18 protein-coding genes and 2 pseudogenes are annotated in these 19325 nt (G+C 63.8%); 11 read left to right on the top strand and 9 right to left on the bottom strand.

Going from position 1 to position 19325, the window contains the following annotated elements; all coding sequences use genetic code 11:
• Window positions 1-243 precede the first annotated feature (243 nt).
• Genes B5525_RS09830 through B5525_RS09820 form a run of 3 tightly spaced genes read left to right on the top strand, consistent with a single transcriptional unit; the run spans window position 244 to window position 3123 of the window.
• Complete coding sequence (locus B5525_RS09830) at window positions 244-951, top strand: Tim44/TimA family putative adaptor protein (protein ID WP_079565832.1); 708 nt, start codon at window positions 244-246, stop codon at window positions 949-951.
• Window positions 875-2536 (top strand): murein transglycosylase A, encoded by a 1662-nt coding sequence (gene mltA, locus B5525_RS09825; protein WP_079565831.1) that lies wholly within the window; start codon window positions 875-877, stop codon window positions 2534-2536. The genes B5525_RS09830 and mltA overlap by 77 nt, the downstream gene beginning before the upstream one ends.
• Complete coding sequence (locus B5525_RS09820) at window positions 2533-3123, top strand: Smr/MutS family protein (protein ID WP_079565830.1); 591 nt, start codon at window positions 2533-2535, stop codon at window positions 3121-3123. Before mltA ends, B5525_RS09820 begins: the two co-directional genes overlap by 4 nt.
• An 8-nt stretch (window positions 3124-3131) precedes the next feature.
• Here the strand turns inward: B5525_RS09820 and B5525_RS09815 are convergent, their stop codons facing one another.
• The 5 genes and pseudogenes from B5525_RS09815 to hslV all read right to left on the bottom strand — a co-directional run bounded on the left by B5525_RS09815 (window position 3132) and on the right by hslV (window position 7444).
• Window positions 3132-4256, bottom strand: coding sequence for a hypothetical protein (locus tag B5525_RS09815; RefSeq protein ID WP_079565829.1), 1125 nt, complete (start codon window positions 4254-4256; stop codon window positions 3132-3134).
• 187 nt (window positions 4257-4443) lie between these two features.
• Complete coding sequence (hslU, locus tag B5525_RS09810; RefSeq protein ID WP_079565828.1) at window positions 4444-5748, bottom strand: ATP-dependent protease ATPase subunit HslU; 1305 nt, start codon at window positions 5746-5748, stop codon at window positions 4444-4446.
• A 21-nt stretch (window positions 5749-5769) separates the two neighbouring features.
• Window positions 5770-6398 (bottom strand): annotated as a pseudogene (locus tag B5525_RS09805) (DUF2585 domain-containing protein).
• Window positions 6395-6880 (bottom strand): GNAT family N-acetyltransferase, encoded by a 486-nt coding sequence (locus B5525_RS09800; RefSeq protein WP_079565827.1) that lies wholly within the window; start codon window positions 6878-6880, stop codon window positions 6395-6397. Before B5525_RS09800 ends, B5525_RS09805 begins: the two are co-directional and overlap by 4 nt.
• Before the next feature lie 3 nt (window positions 6881-6883).
• Window positions 6884-7444 (bottom strand): ATP-dependent protease subunit HslV, encoded by a 561-nt coding sequence (gene hslV / locus B5525_RS09795; RefSeq protein WP_079565826.1) that lies wholly within the window; start codon window positions 7442-7444, stop codon window positions 6884-6886.
• Window positions 7445-7646: 202 nt separating this feature from the next.
• Here hslV and hisB point away from each other — a divergent pair, with 202 nt between their 5' ends.
• The 7 genes from hisB (at window position 7647) to coaA (ending at window position 12428) form a co-directional block, all read left to right on the top strand.
• Window positions 7647-8240, top strand: a complete 594-nt coding sequence (gene hisB / locus B5525_RS09790) for an imidazoleglycerol-phosphate dehydratase HisB (protein ID WP_079565825.1) — start codon at window positions 7647-7649, stop codon at window positions 8238-8240.
• Window positions 8241-8265: 25 nt separating this feature from the next.
• On the top strand, window positions 8266-8796 hold the full coding sequence (locus tag B5525_RS09785) for a DUF2628 domain-containing protein (protein ID WP_079565824.1): 531 nt from the start codon (window positions 8266-8268) through the stop codon (window positions 8794-8796).
• A complete protein-coding gene (hisH, locus tag B5525_RS09780; RefSeq protein ID WP_079565823.1) occupies window positions 8793-9443 on the top strand; it encodes an imidazole glycerol phosphate synthase subunit HisH in 651 nt (216 codons plus the stop codon). The genes B5525_RS09785 and hisH overlap by 4 nt, the downstream gene beginning before the upstream one ends.
• Window positions 9431-10180, top strand: a complete 750-nt coding sequence (gene hisA, locus B5525_RS09775) for a 1-(5-phosphoribosyl)-5-[(5-phosphoribosylamino)methylideneamino]imidazole-4-carboxamide isomerase (RefSeq protein ID WP_172899840.1) — start codon at window positions 9431-9433, stop codon at window positions 10178-10180. The genes hisH and hisA overlap by 13 nt, the downstream gene beginning before the upstream one ends.
• 9 nt (window positions 10181-10189) lie before the next feature.
• On the top strand, window positions 10190-10966 hold the full coding sequence (gene hisF / locus B5525_RS09770) for an imidazole glycerol phosphate synthase subunit HisF (RefSeq protein WP_079565822.1): 777 nt from the start codon (window positions 10190-10192) through the stop codon (window positions 10964-10966).
• 65 nt (window positions 10967-11031) lie between these two features.
• Window positions 11032-11355: a phosphoribosyl-ATP diphosphatase gene (locus tag B5525_RS09765; RefSeq protein ID WP_079565821.1), complete on the top strand. Its 324-nt coding sequence runs from the start codon at window positions 11032-11034 to the stop codon at window positions 11353-11355.
• A gap of 116 nt (window positions 11356-11471) precedes the next feature.
• A complete protein-coding gene (gene coaA, locus B5525_RS09760) occupies window positions 11472-12428 on the top strand; it encodes a type I pantothenate kinase (protein ID WP_079565820.1) in 957 nt (318 codons plus the stop codon).
• 3 nt (window positions 12429-12431) lie between these two features.
• Here the strand turns inward: coaA and B5525_RS09755 are convergent, their stop codons facing one another.
• The 4 genes and pseudogenes from B5525_RS09755 to B5525_RS09740 form a co-directional block, all read right to left on the bottom strand.
• A complete protein-coding gene (locus tag B5525_RS09755; protein WP_079565819.1) occupies window positions 12432-13391 on the bottom strand; it encodes a GNAT family N-acetyltransferase in 960 nt (319 codons plus the stop codon).
• A 126-nt stretch (window positions 13392-13517) separates the two neighbouring features.
• A complete protein-coding gene (locus B5525_RS09750) occupies window positions 13518-15761 on the bottom strand; it encodes a PAS domain-containing hybrid sensor histidine kinase/response regulator (RefSeq protein WP_079565818.1) in 2244 nt (747 codons plus the stop codon).
• A gap of 151 nt (window positions 15762-15912) precedes the next feature.
• Window positions 15913-16380, bottom strand: a complete 468-nt coding sequence (locus tag B5525_RS09745; protein ID WP_079565817.1) for a hypothetical protein — start codon at window positions 16378-16380, stop codon at window positions 15913-15915.
• 810 nt (window positions 16381-17190) lie between these two features.
• A pseudogene (locus B5525_RS09740) lies at window positions 17191-18728 on the bottom strand (YifB family Mg chelatase-like AAA ATPase).
• 109 nt (window positions 18729-18837) lie between these two features.
• Here B5525_RS09740 and B5525_RS43740 point away from each other — a divergent pair.
• Entirely contained in the window at window positions 18838-19176 is a 339-nt protein-coding gene (locus B5525_RS43740) for a hypothetical protein (protein ID WP_154073140.1), read from the top strand.
• Window positions 19177-19325: the final 149 nt, after the last annotated feature.

Here is a 19325-nt window from a genome sequence, read left to right as displayed (position 1 = left end):
TGATCGGGGTTTCCCCCGCCCGCCAAAACGCGCTACAATTTGGGCTGTGGCAAACCGGCAAAGTGTGCCGGCTTGGCCGATTTCCCCTGGCATGGCTTTTCATGCCAAAAGGCGCCATTGGCCGGGCCAAGTTTCGTGCCTACATGCTGCTGACCCATCCGTGATGTAGTCTCTGCCGCTTCGGCAAGGGAACGCTCTACCGCCGGACCCGTTGCCGGCGTGAGAACAGAAAGCAAAAGCGACGTGGATATTTACACCATCATCTTCCTGGCGCTGGCGGTCTTCATCTTCCTGCGCTTGCGCAACGTCCTCGGACAGCGCACCGGAGGCGAGCGGCCGCCCTATGATCGCCCCGCACGCAACGTCGCGCAGGGTCCGCAGGACAATAACAATGTCGTCCCGATACCGGGCGCGGTGATCGACCAGGCGCCGCTGGCGCCCACGGCGGAGGTGACGCCGCCGACCGACCGCTGGAAAGGCCTGACTGAACCCGGCACGCCGCTGGCTCAGGGGCTGGACGCCATTGCCGCGCAGGATTCCTCGTTCGACCCCCGACATTTCATTTCAGGCGCGCGCAGCGCCTATGAGATGATCGTGCTGGCGTTCGCCAATGGCGACCGCCGCGCGTTGAAGGATCTGTTGTCGTCCGAGGTCTATGACAGTTTCGAAGCCGTGATCAAGGATCGCGAGAAGCGCGAGCAGAAGACTGAAACCCGCTTCGTGTCGATCGATAAAGCCGAATTGGTCGGGGCGGAGTCCCGCGAAAAGTCGGCACAACTGACGGTCCGCTTTGTGTCGCAGATGATCTCGGTCACCCGCGACAAGGCGGGCACGATTGTCGACGGCAATCCGGATAAGGTCACCGATATCACCGATGTTTGGACATTCGCTCGGGACACGACTTCACGCGATCCGAACTGGAAGCTGGTCGGCACGGGAAGCGCTCACTAACGCGCGTGGCATCGGAAGATACGCCGCCGCGTTTTGTGTCATCGCGCTCGTGCTGTCGCTGGCCCCGTTTGCGGCGATCGCCGCGCGCAAGCTGCATCCCGCGCACACCGCAGCGAGTGCGCCTCGGCATCTGCCCTATCCCGCGCTCGAATGGCCGCTTCAGATCAACGGCAGCCAATATGTTCCGGTGGCCTGGGCGGACATCGCCGGCTGGAACGATGACGACCATCTACAGGCCTTCAAGGCGTTTCGCATAAGCTGCAAGCCGATTTCCGCGCAGCAGGATCCCTTGGTCGATTCCAAGACTGAGGCCAAGGCGCTCGGCGGCTCTCTCCGCGATCCCTGCCGCGCCGCGAGAGCCATCGAACTTTCCGACGGCGCCAGGGCCAGGGCATTTTTTGAAGGGCATTTTCTGCCCTTGCGCATCTCGCGGCTCGGGGAAGATGCCGGCTTCGTCACTGGCTATTACGAGCCGATCCTCGACGGCTCCCGCACCCAGACCGACATCTACACTGTGCCGGTCTATCGCCGTCCTTCCAATCTGTTCGTCCGTGGCTTCAAGCAGGACGCGCCTAGCCTGCCCAACAAGGGCGAGGTGTTCCGCAAGATCGGCCGCCGCAAGCTCGTGCCTTATTATGATCGCGCCGAGATCGAGGACGGCGCGATTGCCGGCCGGGGTCTGGAGATCTGCTGGCTGAAAAGCCAGACCGATCTGTTGTTCGCGCAGATCCAGGGCTCGGCACGGATCCGCCTCGAGGATGGCTCGACGCTGCGCATCAATTATGACGCGCATAATGGTTATCCCTATACGGCGGTTGGCCGTATCCTGATCGACCGTGGCATCATTCCGAAAGACCAGATGTCGATGCAGAAGATCCGCGAATGGATGGAGCAGAACCCCGACGGCGCCAACGAATTGCGCCGGCAAAACCGCTCCTACGTGTTCTTTCGCCAGGTGCCGCTCTCCGATAGGGATGAAGCCGTCGGCGCGCAGGGCGTTCCGCTGACGCCGGGCCGCTCGATCGCGGTCGACAAGGCGCTGCATGTCTACGGCACGCCGTTTTTCATCGAAGGCGAACTGCCGATCGAATCGGAGCAGTCGAAGACGCCGTTCCGCCGGCTGATGATCGCGCAGGATACGGGATCTGCGATCACGGGGCCGGCGCGCGCCGACCTTTATTTCGGCGCGGGCGCGGATGCAGGAAAGGTGTCCGGCCGGCTGAAGAACAACATGCGCTTTGTGATTCTGGTGCCGAAGAGTCTCGATCCGGCGGCGCGAGGCCGCAAGATGCCGCTGCCCGACGCGCGGCCGTCGGCAAAAATTGCAAAGCTGTTTCCGCAGGTCGATCCTTTGAAGGATCAGAAGAGCGGCACGAAGCCGGCGGACGCCTCAGCGGCCCTGGGCGCAAAAGATGTGGCGAAGACCGCCGAGCCCGGCAAAAATCCGGTGGCCGCGCCGGTCCAGCCGACAACCGCCGTAGCGCAGGCATCGACAATTGTGCCGCTGCCGGAAGCCCGGCCGAATATCGCCCCGGCCCGCGAGGTGCGTCGCCATCGCTACCATCATTATCGCCGCGGCCGATGAAGCGTTCCTCGACTCCCATCCCGGAATTGCCGACGCCGCCGCGCCGCAAGCGCGGCCTGAGCGAAGAAGAGCGCGCGTTGTGGGAGAGCGTTGCCAAACAGATAAAACCGCTGCGCAAGAAGCCGCGCGCCGCAAGGCCGGAGCTAGTCGAGGCAGCTCCTGTGCTGAAACCTGTTGCGTCGCCCAAGCCGCCCACTTCGGCCAAAATCCTGCGGGCGGCGAAACCGGAGGTGCCGGCTGCGCCGCCGCTGGCGCCGCTGGGGCGCCGCGAGCGTTCGCAATTGTCCCGTGGCAAGAAGCAGATCGACGCCCGGCTCGACCTGCACGGCATGACCCAGACCCGCGCCCACCACGCGCTGTCAGGCTTTTTGCATCGCGCCCATCACGACGGACTGACTTTTGTGCTCGTCATCACCGGCAAGGGTAAAGTGGGTGCTGAAAGCGAACGCGGGGTGCTGCGCCGCCAGGTGCCGCACTGGCTGAGCTTGCCCGAGTTTCGTTCGCTGGTGGTCGGTTTTGAAGAGGCGCATATCGGCCATGGCGGCGAGGGCGCGCTCTATGTGCGGATCCGCCGCGCGAGGTTGTAGCTCCCCGGTCAGAAGGGCCTGACGATGCCGACCCGCGGGACCAGCGTCACGATCCAGCCGAACAGCGTGGTCTTCGGGTCGCGGGTCGGGATCGGCGGCACGGCTTGCGAGCAGGGCAGGGTTTTCACCGCGTGCAGGATCAGGAACATGCAGACCGCCCAGTTCGAGATCCATCGCGAATAGTCGAACACCATTGCGAACATCACCAGATAGGCCGCGCTCACCACGACAAGCGAGGCAATGACGACGCGCCGGTGCACATCCTCCGTCAGCATTCGGATCAGACTGGTAAAATATTTCCAGAGCGGGGTGTGCAGCCAGATCAGCAGCGCAAACACGGGAATGCCGAGGATGTTGGAGGGCAAGCGCGCCCAGGTATCGGCAACCTCCTTGCCGAGCGGCTGGTACCAGATATAGCTGAAACTCAGGAGATTAGTGCGGCTGGGGTCGGCCATCCGGCTCTGCAGGTAGCGGACGAATTCCGCCTCGGGCACCGCCATCGTTCCCCAGAATTGCGCCGCCAGGAATAACAGCCCGACGCACAACGCCGCCGCGATGCCGACGGAAACGTTTTGCCGGTTGAATCCCTGCACCAGATAATATCGCAGCAGCACGATCACGGCGATGGTCGGCACATACATCAGCAAGTGGATGTGGTGGATCAGGACGAGGATTATCGACGCCAGCGCGGCAAGCAGCACAAGGGCGACGGAGCGCGCCGGCACCAGCAAGAGGCCGATCGCGAACAGGCAGCCGTAAATGTCAAAATGCCCGAGCGTATGCATGAAGTTCTTCAGAAAGAACGGCGAGCCGGCCATGAACACGAACAGCGGCAGATGCTTCTCGTCGAAGCCGAAGGTTCGCCGAAACAATGCGATGAAGAGTGCGGCCGTGACGAGCCAGACGCTGCCCGAGAGCGCGAATACCAGCCACACCGGCACCTTGGCTGTGAACAGCGACACCAGCGCGCCGATCAGCGCGCGCTTGGTGAAGCCGAAATGATAATCGACCAGAAGATGGACGTAGGGGACGTAGGGCTCGCGCGTCAGCTTGTAGAGAAAGACCCCGATCAGGACGGCGACGTTGACGGCAAGCATCAGGCGCCAGGGGTCTTCCCGCACACGCAGATTCATTCGGCACCCGAAACAACGGCTGGAACAGCTTCGAAGTTATCACATGGCGGATAGGCGGGGCGCAACGCGCCATTATTCGCGATGTCGTCAGGTTGTGCGTAGCCCGGATGGAGCGAAGCGTAATCCGGGGCTGCCTCACATGCAGGTCGATCCCCGGATTGCGCTTCGCTCCATCCGGGCTACGAGGCTACAAAATAAACCGGCTCAGATCGGCGTTCTTGGCGAGATCGCCGACATGCTTCTGCACATAGTCCGCATCGATCTGGATGGTCTCGCCGTGGCGGTCGGGGGCGGCGAAGGAAATCTCGTCCAGCACCCGCTCCATCACGGTCTGCAATCGCCGCGCGCCGATATTTTCCACGGTCGAATTGACGGCGACCGCCACGTCGGCAAGCGCGTCGATGGCGTCGTCGGTGATATCAAGCGTGACGCCTTCGGTTCGCATCAGCGCGACATATTGCTTGATCAGGGAAACCTCGGGCTCGGTCAGGATGCGCCGCAGGTCGTCGCGGGTCAGCGCCGACAGCTCGACCCGGATCGGCAGCCGGCCCTGCAATTCCGGCAACAGATCCGACGGCTTTGCGATGTGGAACGCGCCCGAGGCGATGAACAGGATGTGGTCGGTCTTGACCGCGCCGTGCTTGGTCGACACCGTGGTGCCCTCGATCAGCGGCAGCAGGTCGCGCTGCACGCCCTCGCGCGAGACATCGCCGCCGCCGCTGCGGCCCTCGCGCACGCAGATCTTGTCGATCTCGTCGAGGAACACGATGCCGTTGTTCTCGACCACGTTGATCGCTTCCTGCACCAGCTGATCGTTGTCCAGCAGCTTGTCCGATTCTTCGTTGACGAGCAGCTCGTGGGAGCCCTCGACGGTGAGGCGGCGGGTCTTGGTCCGGCCGCCCATCTTGCCGAAGATGTCGCCGATCGAGATCGCGCCCAGCTGCGCGCCGGGCATGCCGGGAATCTCGAACATCGGCATGCCGCCGGAGGATTGCGTCTCGATCTCGATTTCCTTGTCGTTGAGCTCGCCGGCACGCAGTTTCTTGCGGAACGAATCGCGCGTCGCGGCGCTGGAATTGGCGCCGACCAGCGCGTCGAGCACGCGTTCCTCGGCGGCAAGCTGGGCTCTCGCCTGCACGTCCTTGCGCTTGCGCTCGCGTACTTGAACGATCGCGACCTCGATCAGGTCGCGGATGATCTGCTCGACGTCGCGGCCGACATAACCAACCTCGGTGAATTTCGTGGCTTCGACCTTGATGAACGGCGCGCCGGCGAGCTTTGCGAGCCGCCGCGCGATCTCGGTCTTGCCGACGCCGGTTGGCCCGATCATCAGGATATTTTTCGGCAGCACCTCCTCGCGCAGCTGGCCGGTCAGCTGCAGCCGTCGCCAGCGGTTGCGCAAAGCGATGGATACCGCGCGCTTGGCGTCGGTCTGGCCGACGATATAGCGGTCGAGTTCGGAAACGATTTCACGGGGAGAGAAGTCGGTCATGGAATCCTAGGTAGGTTCGAATTAGGACGAGGGCAAGCGGCTCCAGATGATCGGCGGTCCCGCCTGCCAGTTCCGGATCGCCTCGAAGGGGTGGATCAGCATGATGATATGATATTGAGGGTGAGATTATCGCGAATGTGAAGCCCGACCAAAAGCTCGAACGCAAGCCCGAGCGCGATCGTCGCCGCTACGGGGAGCCTTCGCGCCAGAAGGAAGCCCACGACCATTGACAGCGTATCCGACACCGAATTGACGATGCTGTCGCCAAAATAGTCCAGCGACATCGTGCCGGCGCGGTAGCGCTCGATGATCCAGTTGGAGTTTTCGGTCAGCTCCCAGCCGCCCTCGACCAGCATCGCCGCGATCAGGCGGCCTTGCCAGGAGAGCCGCCCCAGCACCAGCCAGGTCAGGCCGTAAAACAGGAAGCCGTGGATGATATGCGAAAACGTGTACCAGTCGGTGATGTGCTGGGAATTCTCCGAGCTCTGCACCACGCCGTGCCAGAGTTTTATGTAACCGCAGGCGCAGATCGGCACCCGCCCCATCGCGTAGAGGGTCGAGGCTTGCAGCGCGAGCAGGAGGGTTGCGATGCCGGCCCATTGCCACGCCGAAGGACCGGAAGTGGCGGGCAAGTGGCGCTCAATCGTCATGGGTTGCGGACCATCAACAAAACAGGGCCGTCAGCCGTATCAACAACGCGGTCGCTTTGGAAGCCGGCCTTGGCATAGGCCCGGACCGCGCGGCCATTGTCCGGGTCGGGATCGGTCACGACGCGCGGAATCCCCGAATCCAGCAGCGCGCCAGTGAATTGCCAAATGAAGCCTGAGCCATGGCCGCACCCGATCATGCCGGGCTCGCCGATGAATTGGTCGATGCCGCGCGTCCTTGGTGGTTGCACGCCGAAACCCTGATTCCAGGCGCTCAGCGCGTAGCACTGGATGTAGGCGAACGGATGTTCGTCAAGCGCGATAATGAACTGATCCATATCGGGATGATCGAGATCGCCGCTCACCAGCGCGTATTGCTGCTCCGGTTGTCCCCACCAGCGCCTTACTTCCGGCGTTTCGAGCCAGCGCCGCACGAGCGGAAGATCGGCTGAAACCATCGGGCGGAAGAAATAATCCGGCGCCATCGATCAGCCGCTCTGCAGGCTCTCGATGGTCACGTTACGGTTGGTGTAGACGCAGATGTCGGCAGCGATATCGAGCGACCGGCGGACGATGGTCTCGGCGTCCTTGTCGGAATCGACCAGCGCGCGGGCGGCCGCCAGCGCGTAATTGCCGCCGGACCCGATCGCCATCACGCCGGCTTCCGGTTCCAGCACGTCGCCGGTGCCGGTGAGGACCAGGGACACATCCTTGTCGGCGACGATCATCATCGCTTCCAGCCGCCGCAGATAGCGGTCGGTGCGCCAGTCCTTGGCGAGTTCGACCGCGGCGCGGGTCAATTGCCCCGGATATTGCTCGAGCTTGCTCTCCAGCCGTTCAAACAGCGTGAAGGCGTCCGCAGTCGCCCCGGCAAAACCGCCGATCACGTCGCCTTTGCCGAGTTTTCTGACCTTTTTGGCGTTGGACTTGATGACGGTCTGGCCGATCGAGACCTGCCCGTCACCGCCGATCACCACCGTGCCGCCCTTGCGGACCGTCAAAATGGTGGTGCCGTGCCACACCGGCGACTGGGATTGTGATGCCTGCATACGCTACCTCGCTTTCCCAGAGATTTAGGGGCTAAGGCCGAGGGTTACAATCGGCGATGTCTTGCACCGGATTCCGGTCACCATAGGCCGAAGTTCGTCGTTATCGGGCGATCCCGCAGTAGCGAAGGCGGCATCCCCCTGTTAAAAGGGCGCGTTTTCGGCCCCACGCCACCCAGGGGCCAGCCTAGGGAAAGCACGTTTCATGCGCAGCGCCACCATCAAGCGCAAGACCAAGGAGACCGACATCGAGGTGACCGTGAACCTCGACGGAACGGGTGCGTCCAGCATCGCGACCGGGATCGGTTTTTTCGATCATATGCTCGATCTGCTGGCCCGGCATTCCCGCATCGACCTCACCGTGAAGGCGGTGGGCGACCTCCATATCGACCACCACCACACCACCGAGGATGTCGGCATCGCGCTCGGTCAGGCGGTCAAGCAGGCGCTCGGCACCATGGCCGGCATCACCCGCTATGCGGGGGTCCACATGCCGATGGACGAGACGCTGTCGCGGGTCGTGATCGATATTTCCGGCCGGCCGGTGCTGGTGTTCAAGGTAGAGTTTCCGCGCGACAAGGTCGGCACCTTCGACACCGAGCTTGTGCGCGAATGGTTCAACGCCTTTGCGATCAACGCGGGCGTGACTTTGCACGTCGAGACCCTATATGGCGAGAACAGCCATCATATCGCCGAATCCTGTTTCAAGGGTCTGGCGCGGGCGCTGCGCGCCGCGGTTGCGATCGATCCCAAGGCCGCGGGCGAAGTGCCATCCACCAAGGGTCAGCTCGGCGGCTGATTGCCTGTTCTCGGCGGAGAGTACGATGCCGGTCTATACAGTTCACGCCCCCATTTCGAACAGCGTCGGTCTTGCGGCGACCGACCGCTTTGCCTTCGTTCGCGATGGCTTCCATTTCTGGGCGGCGATTCTAGGCGTGGTATGGCTTGCCTGGCACCGGCTGTGGCTGGCGTTGCTCGGCTGGATTGTCCTGATGGCCGCCCTTGATTTCGGCATGGTGGAACTCGGCGTCGGTGGCGGGGCGGTTCTGCTCGTGGATATCCTGCTCGCGCTGTTGCTGGGATTCGAAGCGGCGACGCTCGAGCGCTGGACCTTGTCGCGGCGCAACTGGCACCAGCTCGACATCGTGGTGGCCGACGACGAGGAAGCCGCCGAACGGCGCTTTTTCGATCGCTGGACCGCGAGGCAACGCGGGCTCAGCAACGACCAGCTCGCGGTCGATCGCGGCGGCCCGCCGCCGACCCGGGATATTCCGGGCCAGCCGTTTTCGAAGCCGCCGGCACTGCCGCATAGCGACATCATCGGATTGTTTCCGGACCCGGGAGCGCAGCGGTGAGCGTGGCCATCATCGATTACGGCTCCGGCAATCTGCACTCGGCCGCGAAAGCGTTCGAGCGGGCGGCGCGGAGCTTGGAAAATCCGCAAAAAATCGTGGTGACCCGCGATCCCGAATTTGTCTATCGCGCCGATCGCATCGTGCTGCCCGGCGTCGGCGCCTTCGCCGATTGCCGACGCGGACTGGACGCGCTTGACGGCATGATCGAGGCGATGACCGAGGCCGTGCGCAACAAGGCGCGGCCGTTCTTCGGCATCTGCGTCGGCATGCAGCTGATGGCCACGCACGGTAAGGAACACGTCGTAACCGATGGCTTCAACTGGATCGCCGGCGACGTCGAAAAGATTTCGCCGCGCGAGGAGAATCTGAAGATTCCCCACATGGGTTGGAATACGCTCGATCTGGTCCGCGAGCATCCGGTTCTGGAGCGCTTATCCCTGGGGCCGAAGGGCCGCCACGCCTATTTCGTGCACTCCTACCACCTCAATGCCACCAATGAGGCGGACGTGCTGGCGCGCGCCGATTACGGCGGGCCGGTGACGGCGATCGTCGGCAAGGACACCGCGATCGGCACCCAGTTTCACCCGGAGAAGAGCCAGCGCTTTGGTCTGGCCTTGATCTCCAACTTTCTGAAATGGAAGCCGTGATTCTTTTTCCCGCGATCGACCTGAAAAACGGCCAATGCGTGCGCCTGGAGCAGGGCGACATGGCGCGCGCGACCGTGTTCAACCTCGATCCGGCGGGGCAGGCGAAAGCGTTCGCCGCGCAGGGATTCGAATATCTCCATGTGGTCGATCTCGACGGCGCCTTTGCCGGCAAGCCGATGAACGCGCTGGCGGTGGAGGCCATGCTCAAGGCGGTCACCATGCCGGTGCAGCTCGGCGGCGGTATCCGCGATCTGAAAACCGTCGAGGCCTGGCTCGACAAAGGCGTCGCGCGGGTGATCATCGGCACCGCGGCAGTGCGCGATCCTGACCTGGTGAAGAGCGCGGCGAAGAAATTCCCCGGCCGCGTTGCGGTCGGTCTCGACGCGCGCGACGGCAAGGTCGCGGTCGAGGGCTGGGCGGAAACTTCGCAGGTCACCGCGCTGGAAATCGCGCAACGGTTCGAGGATGCCGGCGTTGCCGCCATCATCTTCACCGACATTGCCCGCGACGGCCTGCTGAAGGGTCTTAATCTGGACGCTACGATCGCTCTCGCCGAGCGCATCTCGATCCCCGTCATCGCCTCCGGCGGTTTTGCTTCCATCGAGGATATGAAGGCGCTGCTCCAGCCGCGCGCGAAAAAACTGGCCGGCGCGATCGCGGGCCGCGCGCTTTATGAGGGCCGCCTTGATCCCGCAGCTGCGTTGGCGCTGATCCGCAACGCGCGCGCGGCCGCTTAGGAGCTTCAAATGTTCAAAGTGCGCGTGATCCCCTGTCTGGACGTCAAGGACGGGCGCGTCGTCAAGGGCGTCAATTTCGTCGATCTGCGCGACGCCGGCGATCCCGTCGAAGCGGCGATCGCCTATGACGCGGCCGGTGCCGACGAGCTGTGCTTTCTCGACATCACGGCCACCCATGAAAATCGCGGCACCATGCTGGACGTGGTCCGGCGCACCGCGGAAGCCTGCTTCATGCCGCTGACGGTCGGCGGTGGTGTGCGCACCATCGACGACATCAAGACCCTGCTCCGCGCCGGCGCCGACAAGGTGTCGATCAACAGCGCCGCCGTCAGCCGCCGCGAATTCGTCAAGGAAGGCGCCGAGAAATTCGGCGAGCAGTGCATCGTGGTGGCGATCGACGCCAAGCGCGTCAAGCGCGGCGGCGGCGGCGACCGCTGGGAGATCTTCACCCATGGCGGCCGCAATTCCACGGGGATCGACGCCATCGAATACGCCCAGGAAGTGGTCTCGCTCGGCGCCGGCGAGATCCTGTTGACCTCGATGGACCGCGACGGCACCCGCCAGGGTTTTGACATCCCGCTCACCAGCGCGATCGCGGACAGCGTACCGGTACCGGTCATCGCGTCGGGCGGGGTCGGTAATCTCGATCACCTGGTCGACGGCATCCGCGAGGGGCATGCGACCGCGGTGCTCGCGGCGTCGATCTTCCATTTCGGGGAATTTACCATACGTGAAGCCAAGGACCACATGGTGCGGGCCGGGTTGCCGATGCGGCTCGATCCCTGACGACTTCGCGTCACAAAAGTGCTAAATGGCTTCGCCCTGTCATTGCGGGCATGTGAGTTGAGTTGATGTCGCGTTTTACGCTCCACGACCTCGCCGCCACCATCGATGCCCGCGCGGCGTCGGGAGGAGAGGCGTCCTATACGCGCAAGCTGCTGGACAAAGGTTCGGAGCACTGTGCCAAGAAATTGGGCGAAGAGGCGGTGGAAACCGTGATCGCCGCCGTCGAGAACGATCGCGACCATTTGATTGCCGAAAGCGCGGACCTGCTGTTTCACCTGCTGGTGCTTCTGAAATCGCGTGGCGTGAAGCTTGAGGAAGTCGAGGCTGCCCTGGGGCAGCGCACCAACATGTCCGGACTGGAAGAAAAGGCGTCGCGCAAGCGCGACTAGGAGCACGATCCGGAAAAGTGGATACCGGTTTTCCGAGAAGATCGTGCTCACGAGAGAGATGGCCAACAAACGTCCGGGCAAGATTGCGCCCCGGCGTAAAAGCTAAAGGCGGCGTCATGGATATTCGGGCACCGGACCAACCATATAATCCCTACCGGATATTCTCCCGGGACCAGTGGGCGCGGCTGCGCGACGATACACCGATGACGCTCGAGCCGGGCGAATTCTCGCGCCTGCGTTCGATGCATGACCGTCTCGACTTGAAAGAGGTCGAGGACATCTACCTGCCGTTGTCGCGGCTTTTGTCGATCTATGTCGATGCCACGCAGCGGCTGTTTTACGCGCAGCGTCAATTCCTCGGCATTCAGGACCGCAAGATGCCCTACATCATCGGCGTCGCCGGATCGGTGGCGGTGGGCAAATCGACCACCGCGCGGGTGCTGCAGGCGCTGTTGGCGCGCTGGTCGCCGCGGCCCAAGGTCGAGATGGTGACGACCGACGGCTTTCTGTTTCCCAACGCCATGCTCGAGCGGCAGGGCCTGATGCAGAAGAAAGGCTTTCCGGAGAGCTACGACCTGCCGACACTGCTGTCGTTCCTCAGCGACATCAAGGCCGGGCGGGGGCGGGTGCGGGCGCCGGTCTACTCGCATTTGACCTACGACATCATCCCGAACGAATGGATCGAGGTCGACCGTCCGGATATCCTGATCGTTGAGGGCGTCAACGTCCTGCAGACCGGTCGGCTGCCGCGCGACGGCAAGGCGGTGCCGGTGGTGTCGGACTTCTTCGATTTCTCGGTTTATATCGATGCCGAGGAATCGGTGCTGCGCGAGTGGTATATCAGGCGCTTCCTGGCGCTGCGCGATACCGCGTTTACCGACCCGCGGTCGTATTTTCACCGCTATGCGCCGCTGTCGGATGAGGAAGCCACCGCCACCGCGCTGGCGATCTGGGAGCGCACCAACCTTGCCAATCTCGAGGACAACATCCTGCCGACCCGGCCGCGCGCGACGCTGATCCTGAAAAAGGGCGCCGATCACGTGGTTGAAACCGTGGCGCTGCGACGGCTTTAGGAATTATGCCGCGTGGCGCGACGCATCGACCCCGAAGTGTTCGATGTAGCGGGCGCTGATCGCCGACACCGGCATCACGATCAGCACGTCGGTGGTTCCGAACTGGTGGTCGATCACCGCGCCGTCGCCGATATAGGCCCCTAGCCGCAGATAGCCTTTGATCAGCGGCGGCAACTCGTGCAGTGCGGCCTTCGGATTGATCGCTTCCTTTGCCATCCGGTTCATTTCGACGCGGCGCGAGGGATGTGCGGTTGCGCGCCAGGCTTCCGGGGCTTGCGCGTGGTGATGCAGGAACGACAGCGGCAATGCCAGCCGATCGGGATCGGTGCCCTCGAAACTGGCGCAGCCGATCATGACGTCGAGCCGGTGCTGGCGGACATAGGTCCAGATGCCGTGCCACAGCAATTCGACGGTGCGCTTGTTGCGGTAGCGCGGCAGAACGCAGGAGCGGCCGAGTTCGAGAAAGCGCAAATTTCCATGACGCTCGATCAGGCCGGCGATATCGAACTCGTTCTCGGTATAGAAGCCGTCGTTGCTTTCCGCGACGTCCTGCCGCAGCAGGCGATAGGTGCCGACCACCGGCAGCTTGCCGCCGATCGAAGGTTTTGCGGCATGGTCGATCACCAGCAGATGGTCGCAGATCCTGTCGAAGGCGTCCTTGTCGCGGCGCGCCAGCAGGGTGGCGGCGTCGGCGATCGCGGTGCCGTCCTTGTAGAACACCCGGTAGCGCAGCTTCTGCGCGCGCTTCACCTCGCGCTTGCCCTCGGCGAGCCTCACTTCGAGCGGACCGAGCCGGCCGAGCGTCCTCGGCGGACCGGGCAGGTGGATCGGCTTGACGACGCCGGATGCGGGGAGCTGCGGCTTGAACCAGGTGATCGCCGTCTGCGCTGCGGTCCCGACATTCTCCGGCCGCAGCATTTGAATCAGGCGCTGCGTCGATCGCGCCAATTCGCCGTTCTGCATGAAGTCCCTTCGTGACCGCTTGTCCCCGAATCGAATCGGCGCGGCCCTCGAGGGTGAGAAATCACGGGCGTTCGACAGCCATGTGACGCCGCCATTGCCGGCGTGTGACAGGTTTGCGCGCTCCCTTTATCGTGCCGCGAGATGCCGCGAGCCGGCGAGACCCGCCAGCGCCTCGGCGAGCTTTTCGCGGTCGAGCGGTTTGATGAGAAAGCCGTCCATGCCGGCCTCGAAGCAGGCATAGCGGTCTTCCACCAGCGTGTTGGCGGTCAGCGCCAGGATCGGCGTCCGGCGGCCGGGCTCACCGGCCTCGCGCGCGCGAATTTGCTTTGTCGTCTCGATGCCGTCGAGCTGCGGCATCTGGATGTCCATCAGCACGAGATCATAGGGCGTGCCGGCGGATTTCGCGGCCAGCCAGGATTCCAGCGCTTCCTCGCCGTTGGTGGTGATGACGGCGTGATGGCCCGATCGGGTCAGCAGCGACCGCATCAACAGCGCGTTGATCTCGTTGTCCTCGGCGACCAGGACCGAAAGCCCGCGCGCCGGCATCTCTGCCGGGGCGGGCGTCTCGATCAGCGCGTCGTCGGCAAGGCCCGGTGCCGCCACTTCCGGCGTCATCGACAGCCGCGCCGCGAGCGAGGCGGCGCGCAGCGGCTTGATGAGATAGCCGGTGAAGGCGCGGGAGCTTGAAGTGGCGGAAGGCTGCAGCTCGTGCCGGTCGGCCGGCGTGAACATGACGATTCGCTGCGTCGCATGGCTGCGCGCCGCCTCGCCGAGCGACTCGACGTCTCCAGCGCCAAGCGCGCGATCGACCAGCACCGCGTGCCAGGGCCGCTCCGGCAACAGCGCCCGCGCCACCGCGACATCGTTGACCATGCAGGTCTCGGCGCCCCAGCGCTGCAGCCGCAGCGCGACCAGCGAGGCCTCGATGCTCTGCGGCGTCACCAGCATCACCGGCTGTCCGGTCAGATCGGGCGCCGCGAACGGCTTCTGCTCGCCATCGGAGGCCGGCAGCGGAATTGAAACCTCGAAGGTCGAGCCGACATCCAATTGGCTAACCAGCGTGATGCGGCCGCCCATGCGCTTGACGATCCGCTCGGAGATGCTCAGGCCGAGGCCCGTGCCGCCATAGCTGCGGGCGATGCGATCGTCGGCCTGCTCGAACTCGCGGAAGATGCGCTGCTGCGCGTCCGGCGCGATGCCGATGCCGGTGTCGCGGACCAGGAAACTGATTTCATCGGGCCAGATACCGGGTTCGACGATCAGCGCCACGCCGCCGGTCGAGGTGAACTTGATGGCGTTGCCGGCGAGATTGAGCAGCACCTGCCGCAGCCGCGCGGCGTCGCCTACCACTTCGCTCGGCAGCCTTTCGTCGACATAGGCCGATATCTCGAGCTTTCGCGCCTGCGCCCGCGGCGCCAGCAATTCGGTGATGTCCTCGATCATGCCAGCCAACGCAAACGGCCGCCGTTCGAGATCGATCTTGCCGGCCTCGATCTTGGAATAGTCCAGCAGTTCCTCGACCAGCGACAGCAGCGCATCGCCGGAGGTTTGCACCGCCTTGGCGTAGGTCATCTGCTCCGGCGTCAGCGGCGTTTCCAGGAGCAAGCCGCTCATGCCGAGAATGCCGTTCAGCGGTGTGCGGATTTCGTGGCTGGCCATGGCGAGGAAGCGCGACTTGGCGCGGTTGGCGGCGTCGGCCTGGTCGCGCGCCTCGGCCAGCGCGCGTTCGCTCTCGGTGCGGTCGGTGACGTCGTGGCCGACGCAATGCAATTCGGCCGGTTGCCCGGCGTCGGAGCGAACCCAGCCTTCGCGCCAGGCGATCCATCGCGGTCCCAGGGGGCCCGCGATCTTCTGGTCGTGCATCCGGGTGCCGCTCGGCTCCAGCGTGGTGTCGCCCTGCTCGAGCACGGTGAAGCTGAATTTGCTGCCGAGCAGCGTCGCGCGCGGCTGCGCGGCCAGCTCGCAATAGGCGTCGTTGACAAAGGAGATGCGGCCCCCGGAATCGCGGAGCACGATCAGATCGCCCTGCGCTTCGAACAGGCTGCGGGCGCGCTGCTCGGCCTCCTGCAGCTCCCAATTGCGGTCGGCCAGCGCCTCGTTGTGGAGTACGATCTTGCGAAGTTTCTGGCGCACCATGCGCAGCCGGAAAGAGACGGTCGCGAGCGCGAGGCAGGCCAGCGCGAACAGGAAGCTCGCGCCCATCGCGAAGGTGTGGGGATTATAGTCCCCGGAACGGCTGCCGACGATAAAACCATACGAGCCGCCGAACGCGGCGGAGAAGATCATGAAGGAGCGGACGAAGAAGATCAGCCAATGATGGCGCCGGGAGAAGCGTCGCAAATGCAACTTGATCCGGAAAAACCGTCCCATGCCGATAACCCCGAAACCTTTTTGTCGCGCTTTTCTTCTCGGCGCGGACGATGGAGCTTATCACCTTGCAAACTGCTTGCGGTTGCGCGCTGTCAGGCGCGGCGATGAGAACAGGGTTAACGCAACGTTAAGCGCAGAGATCCGCGATGGCTCAGAGCGAGGCGGCGACCAGCCTTCGATGTCCGCCGCCGGCGCCGACGACGAGCGCGGCCGCGTCGCGCGCGGTAAAGGATTTCGAGCTCACGAAGATCCGGTAATCGGCGGGGCCGTCGGGCGAAAGATAAATCACGGGTGCGTCCGGCGCGGGGTCGGCGGAGATCGAAACCAGTTTTGTCGCCGGATTGGCCTCGCAAGAGCCGACCCCGGCATTGTCGGCATCGTCGATCACGGCGAAGTCGGCCGCGTCGGCGGTGTCGGACAGCTGCACCCGCACCGTCGCCAGCGCCGGATCGTCGGTGAAGGCGACGTGGAGGTCGGCGTGCCAGGGCACGGAAGCGATCTGGATTGTCGTGTCGGCGATGGCGATGCAGGGATGCGGGCCGGGCAACAGGCTGCCGCGTGCGAACAGGGCGAACACCAGCAAGGGAATGGCCGAAGCCAGAATCCTGAAACGCAACATCACACACTCACTCGCCGATAGGCCGGTCGGGTTCCGACGGCTTATGGTTGGCAGAGGGTAAACAAAACTCGTTACCGGCGAGTTGACGGTGGCGAAGTGCCAAGCATATTCAATGCTACTTGCTCCAATAAGAACCGTCATACCCCGCGCATGCGGGGTATCCAGTACGCCGCGGCGCCTCGGTTCCATCAAAAATGTCTCTGGAATACTGGATCGCCCGCCTTCGCGGGCGACGACGATTGAGGCTGTATTGCGAGATACGACTTCGCGTTCTCGCGGTGCGGTGCACCCGAGGTTTGCATTTAGCTTTCCGCCCGAAGAGGGCGTGGGGAATGCCGGGTGCCAGCGCACCCGCAGCCGCGCGTGTAGTGTAGAAAGCACGCGCGTTAGTCACCACGGTTGCGCCGAAACACCCGGCATTCCCGCACGCAATGGTTTTAACGGTTTCCTTCGTGATCTCCCCGGTGATCGGGCTTTTTTGTCACCGTCGCCGGCGAAAACTTGTTTTCGCCAACTTGATGCCGGCGTCGAGGCGTCAGGACCACACGACTTCTCCGTCCGCTTCAGCGCTGTTCGTCAAAAAAACGCTGCCGCGTCCACCGCATCCCGTCCCAACGTTCGTGACGATGGCCAACGCCCCTCTCTGAAGGACAGGACAGCCGCGGATATAAAGTGATTCGCGTCTTCTGAAAATCAGAATATTTTTGCAAAAGGGGCTGGACAGGGCATCGCCAAACTGCGCGGCTGATTTGCCCGTCGGGTCGGGCTACAAGTTTTTCTCATCGTCACGATCACAGCGCCCTGCCCGCTTCACGCCGCGCGCCTGACATCCTCGGCCAGCGCGCGATAGGACAGCGCTTCAGCGAGATGCAGCTTGCCGATTTTTTCCGCGCCGTCGAGATCGGCCAGCGTGCGGGCGACGCGCAGCACACGGTGATAGCCGCGCGCCGACAGCCGCATGGTCTCGGACGCATCGCGCAAGAGTTTCGTGCCGGCTGCGTCCGGCTGCGCGATGGTCTCCAGCAGCGAGGCCGGCGCTTCGGCGTTGGTGCGGACATGTGGCAATCCGGCCGCGGCGTAGCGCGCCAGTTGAATGTCGCGCGCCGCCGCGACCCTTGCGGCGACTTCGGCCGAGCCTTCGGCCGGCGGCGGCAATATCAGATCCGCGGCGGTCACTGCCGGCACCTCGATGCGCAGGTCGATGCGGTCCATCAGCGGGCCTGAGATGCGCGCCTGGTAGTCGGACGTGCAGCGGTCGATGCGGCCGCGCTTGCAGGAATAGCCGGGCTCATAGGCATGGCCGCAGCGGCAGGGATTCATCGCCGCGACCAGCATGAAGCGGGCGGGATAGGTGACGCGGTGATTAGCGCGGGACACCGCGACCTCGCCGTTCTCCAAGGGCTGGCGCAGCGAATCCAGCACGCGCGGATCGAATTCCGGCAGTTCGTCGAGGAACAGCACGCCCTGATGCGCCAGCGAGATCTCGCCTGGTTTGGCGCGCATGCCGCCGCCGGTGAGTGCGGCTATGCTGGCGGAATGATGGGGGCTGCGGAACGGCCGCTTTGCCGTCAGTGCGCCGTCGCGGATTTCGCCGGCGACGGAGGCAATCATCGACACTTCCAGAAGTTCCGACGGTGACAGCGGCGGCAGGATCGAGGGCAGCCTTGCCGCCAGCATCGACTTGCCCGCGCCGGGCGATCCCATCATCAACAGATGATGACCGCCGGCCGCTGCGATCTCGAGCGCGCGCTTTGCGCTTTCCTGGCCCTTGATGTCGCGCAAATCGAGCGAGTTGGTTTCCTGCGCGTGCACCCTCGGCTGCGGGCGCGACAGCACCTGCGTGCCCTTAAAATGGTTGGCGATCTGGATTAGCGAATGCGCCGCCACGATCTGGATGTCCGGGCTCGCCCAGGCCGCTCTGCGCCGCAGGACGCCGGACAGATCAGCCCCTCCTCGCGCGCGTTCGCCCCGATCGCCGCCGGCAGCACGCCCGCGACGGGCGCGATCGAGCCGTCGAGCCCGAGTTCGCCGAGCACGGTGAATCCGGCAAGCGCGTCCGGCGGAATCGCGCCGATCGCCGCCATCAGCCCCAGCGCGATCGGCAGGTCGTAATGGCTGCCTTCCTTCGGCAGATCCGCGGGCGCGAGATTGACGGTGATCCGGCGGGCGGGGAGCGCCAGCCCCGAGGCGATCAGCGCCGAGCGCACCCGCTCGCGCGCCTCCGACACCGCCTTGTCGGGCAGGCCGACGATGGCGAACGCCGGCAGCCCGGGCGCGACCTGCACCTGCACGTCGACGGCTCGGGCCTCGATCCCCTCAAAGGCTACGGTGGAAACGCGCTGGACCAAATGGTGCCCCTCTGCCGCAACGAAAGGTAGCGGAAGGCGCGGATGCTGGCAAGAACATTAAGGGAACGAACTGAGGGGCGGCCGCCAAAAGAGGAAGCCGGCGAGAGATATGGGCTTCTTCCCAATGCCGCTCCTGCACGGACGCGATATCCGCCGCCCGGGTGGTCGGATCGATTTCCGAACCGGCATGGCGCTATTCACACGGACGTTTCTTCTCAAACCTCTGAGTCGGATTCCGCTTCGCAGTTTTGCTCTGGAGTTGTTTATGGCGAGCGATTCCCAAGACGGACCGACAATTGCCGCATCTGAATTCAGGGCAACGCAAGCTTCGGTGGCCAATATTGTTCGGTGCATCCATCTTGATCGCGTCGGCCACAACGCCGCTGCCGCAAAGGCACGATCAGCAGCATCTTGGCTGCGCACGGAAACGAAAAACAGCAGGGTGTAGCGCGTCCGCTTCACAGCTAGCGGCGACAGCTTGACTACAATTCAACTTATGATAGCATCTTGATTGTTTGTTGCGATGTACCGACGTCTAATTGGAACACGAAAACAATTTGCTGCGACTACCTTTCTTGATGCCGTTCTTGACGATAT

The sequence above is a fragment of the Bradyrhizobium erythrophlei genome (genome assembly GCF_900129505.1).
Lineage (GTDB): Bacteria > Pseudomonadota > Alphaproteobacteria > Rhizobiales > Xanthobacteraceae > Bradyrhizobium > Bradyrhizobium erythrophlei_D.
The sequence above is the reverse complement of the archived record's forward strand: the minus strand, read 5'-3'. Positions and strand labels throughout refer to the sequence as shown.

Bases quoted from the DNA above. Each gene is read 5' to 3' on its own strand.
- mltA (WP_079565831.1), top strand. From the start codon at position 875: ATGTTTGGACATTCGCTCGGGACACGACTTCACGCGATCCGAACTGGA.
- B5525_RS09820 (WP_079565830.1), top strand. From the start codon at position 2,533: ATGAAGCGTTCCTCGACTCCCATCCCGGAATTGCCGACGCCGCCGCGC.
- B5525_RS09815 (WP_079565829.1), bottom strand. From the start codon at position 4,256: ATGAATCTGCGTGTGCGGGAAGACCCCTGGCGCCTGATGCTTGCCGTC.
- hslU (WP_079565828.1), bottom strand. From the start codon at position 5,748: ATGACCGACTTCTCTCCCCGTGAAATCGTTTCCGAACTCGACCGCTAT.
- B5525_RS09800 (WP_079565827.1), bottom strand. From the start codon at position 6,880: ATGGCGCCGGATTATTTCTTCCGCCCGATGGTTTCAGCCGATCTTCCG.
- hslV (WP_079565826.1), bottom strand. From the start codon at position 7,444: ATGCAGGCATCACAATCCCAGTCGCCGGTGTGGCACGGCACCACCATT.
- hisB (WP_079565825.1), top strand. From the start codon at position 7,647: ATGCGCAGCGCCACCATCAAGCGCAAGACCAAGGAGACCGACATCGAG.
- B5525_RS09785 (WP_079565824.1), top strand. From the start codon at position 8,266: ATGCCGGTCTATACAGTTCACGCCCCCATTTCGAACAGCGTCGGTCTT.
- hisA (WP_172899840.1), top strand. From the start codon at position 9,431: ATGGAAGCCGTGATTCTTTTTCCCGCGATCGACCTGAAAAACGGCCAA.
- hisF (WP_079565822.1), top strand. From the start codon at position 10,190: ATGTTCAAAGTGCGCGTGATCCCCTGTCTGGACGTCAAGGACGGGCGC.
- B5525_RS09765 (WP_079565821.1), top strand. From the start codon at position 11,032: ATGTCGCGTTTTACGCTCCACGACCTCGCCGCCACCATCGATGCCCGC.
- coaA (WP_079565820.1), top strand. From the start codon at position 11,472: ATGGATATTCGGGCACCGGACCAACCATATAATCCCTACCGGATATTC.
- B5525_RS09755 (WP_079565819.1), bottom strand. From the start codon at position 13,391: ATGCAGAACGGCGAATTGGCGCGATCGACGCAGCGCCTGATTCAAATG.
- B5525_RS09750 (WP_079565818.1), bottom strand. From the start codon at position 15,761: ATGGGACGGTTTTTCCGGATCAAGTTGCATTTGCGACGCTTCTCCCGG.
- B5525_RS09745 (WP_079565817.1), bottom strand. From the start codon at position 16,380: ATGTTGCGTTTCAGGATTCTGGCTTCGGCCATTCCCTTGCTGGTGTTC.
- B5525_RS43740 (WP_154073140.1), top strand. From the start codon at position 18,838: ATGGGCTTCTTCCCAATGCCGCTCCTGCACGGACGCGATATCCGCCGC.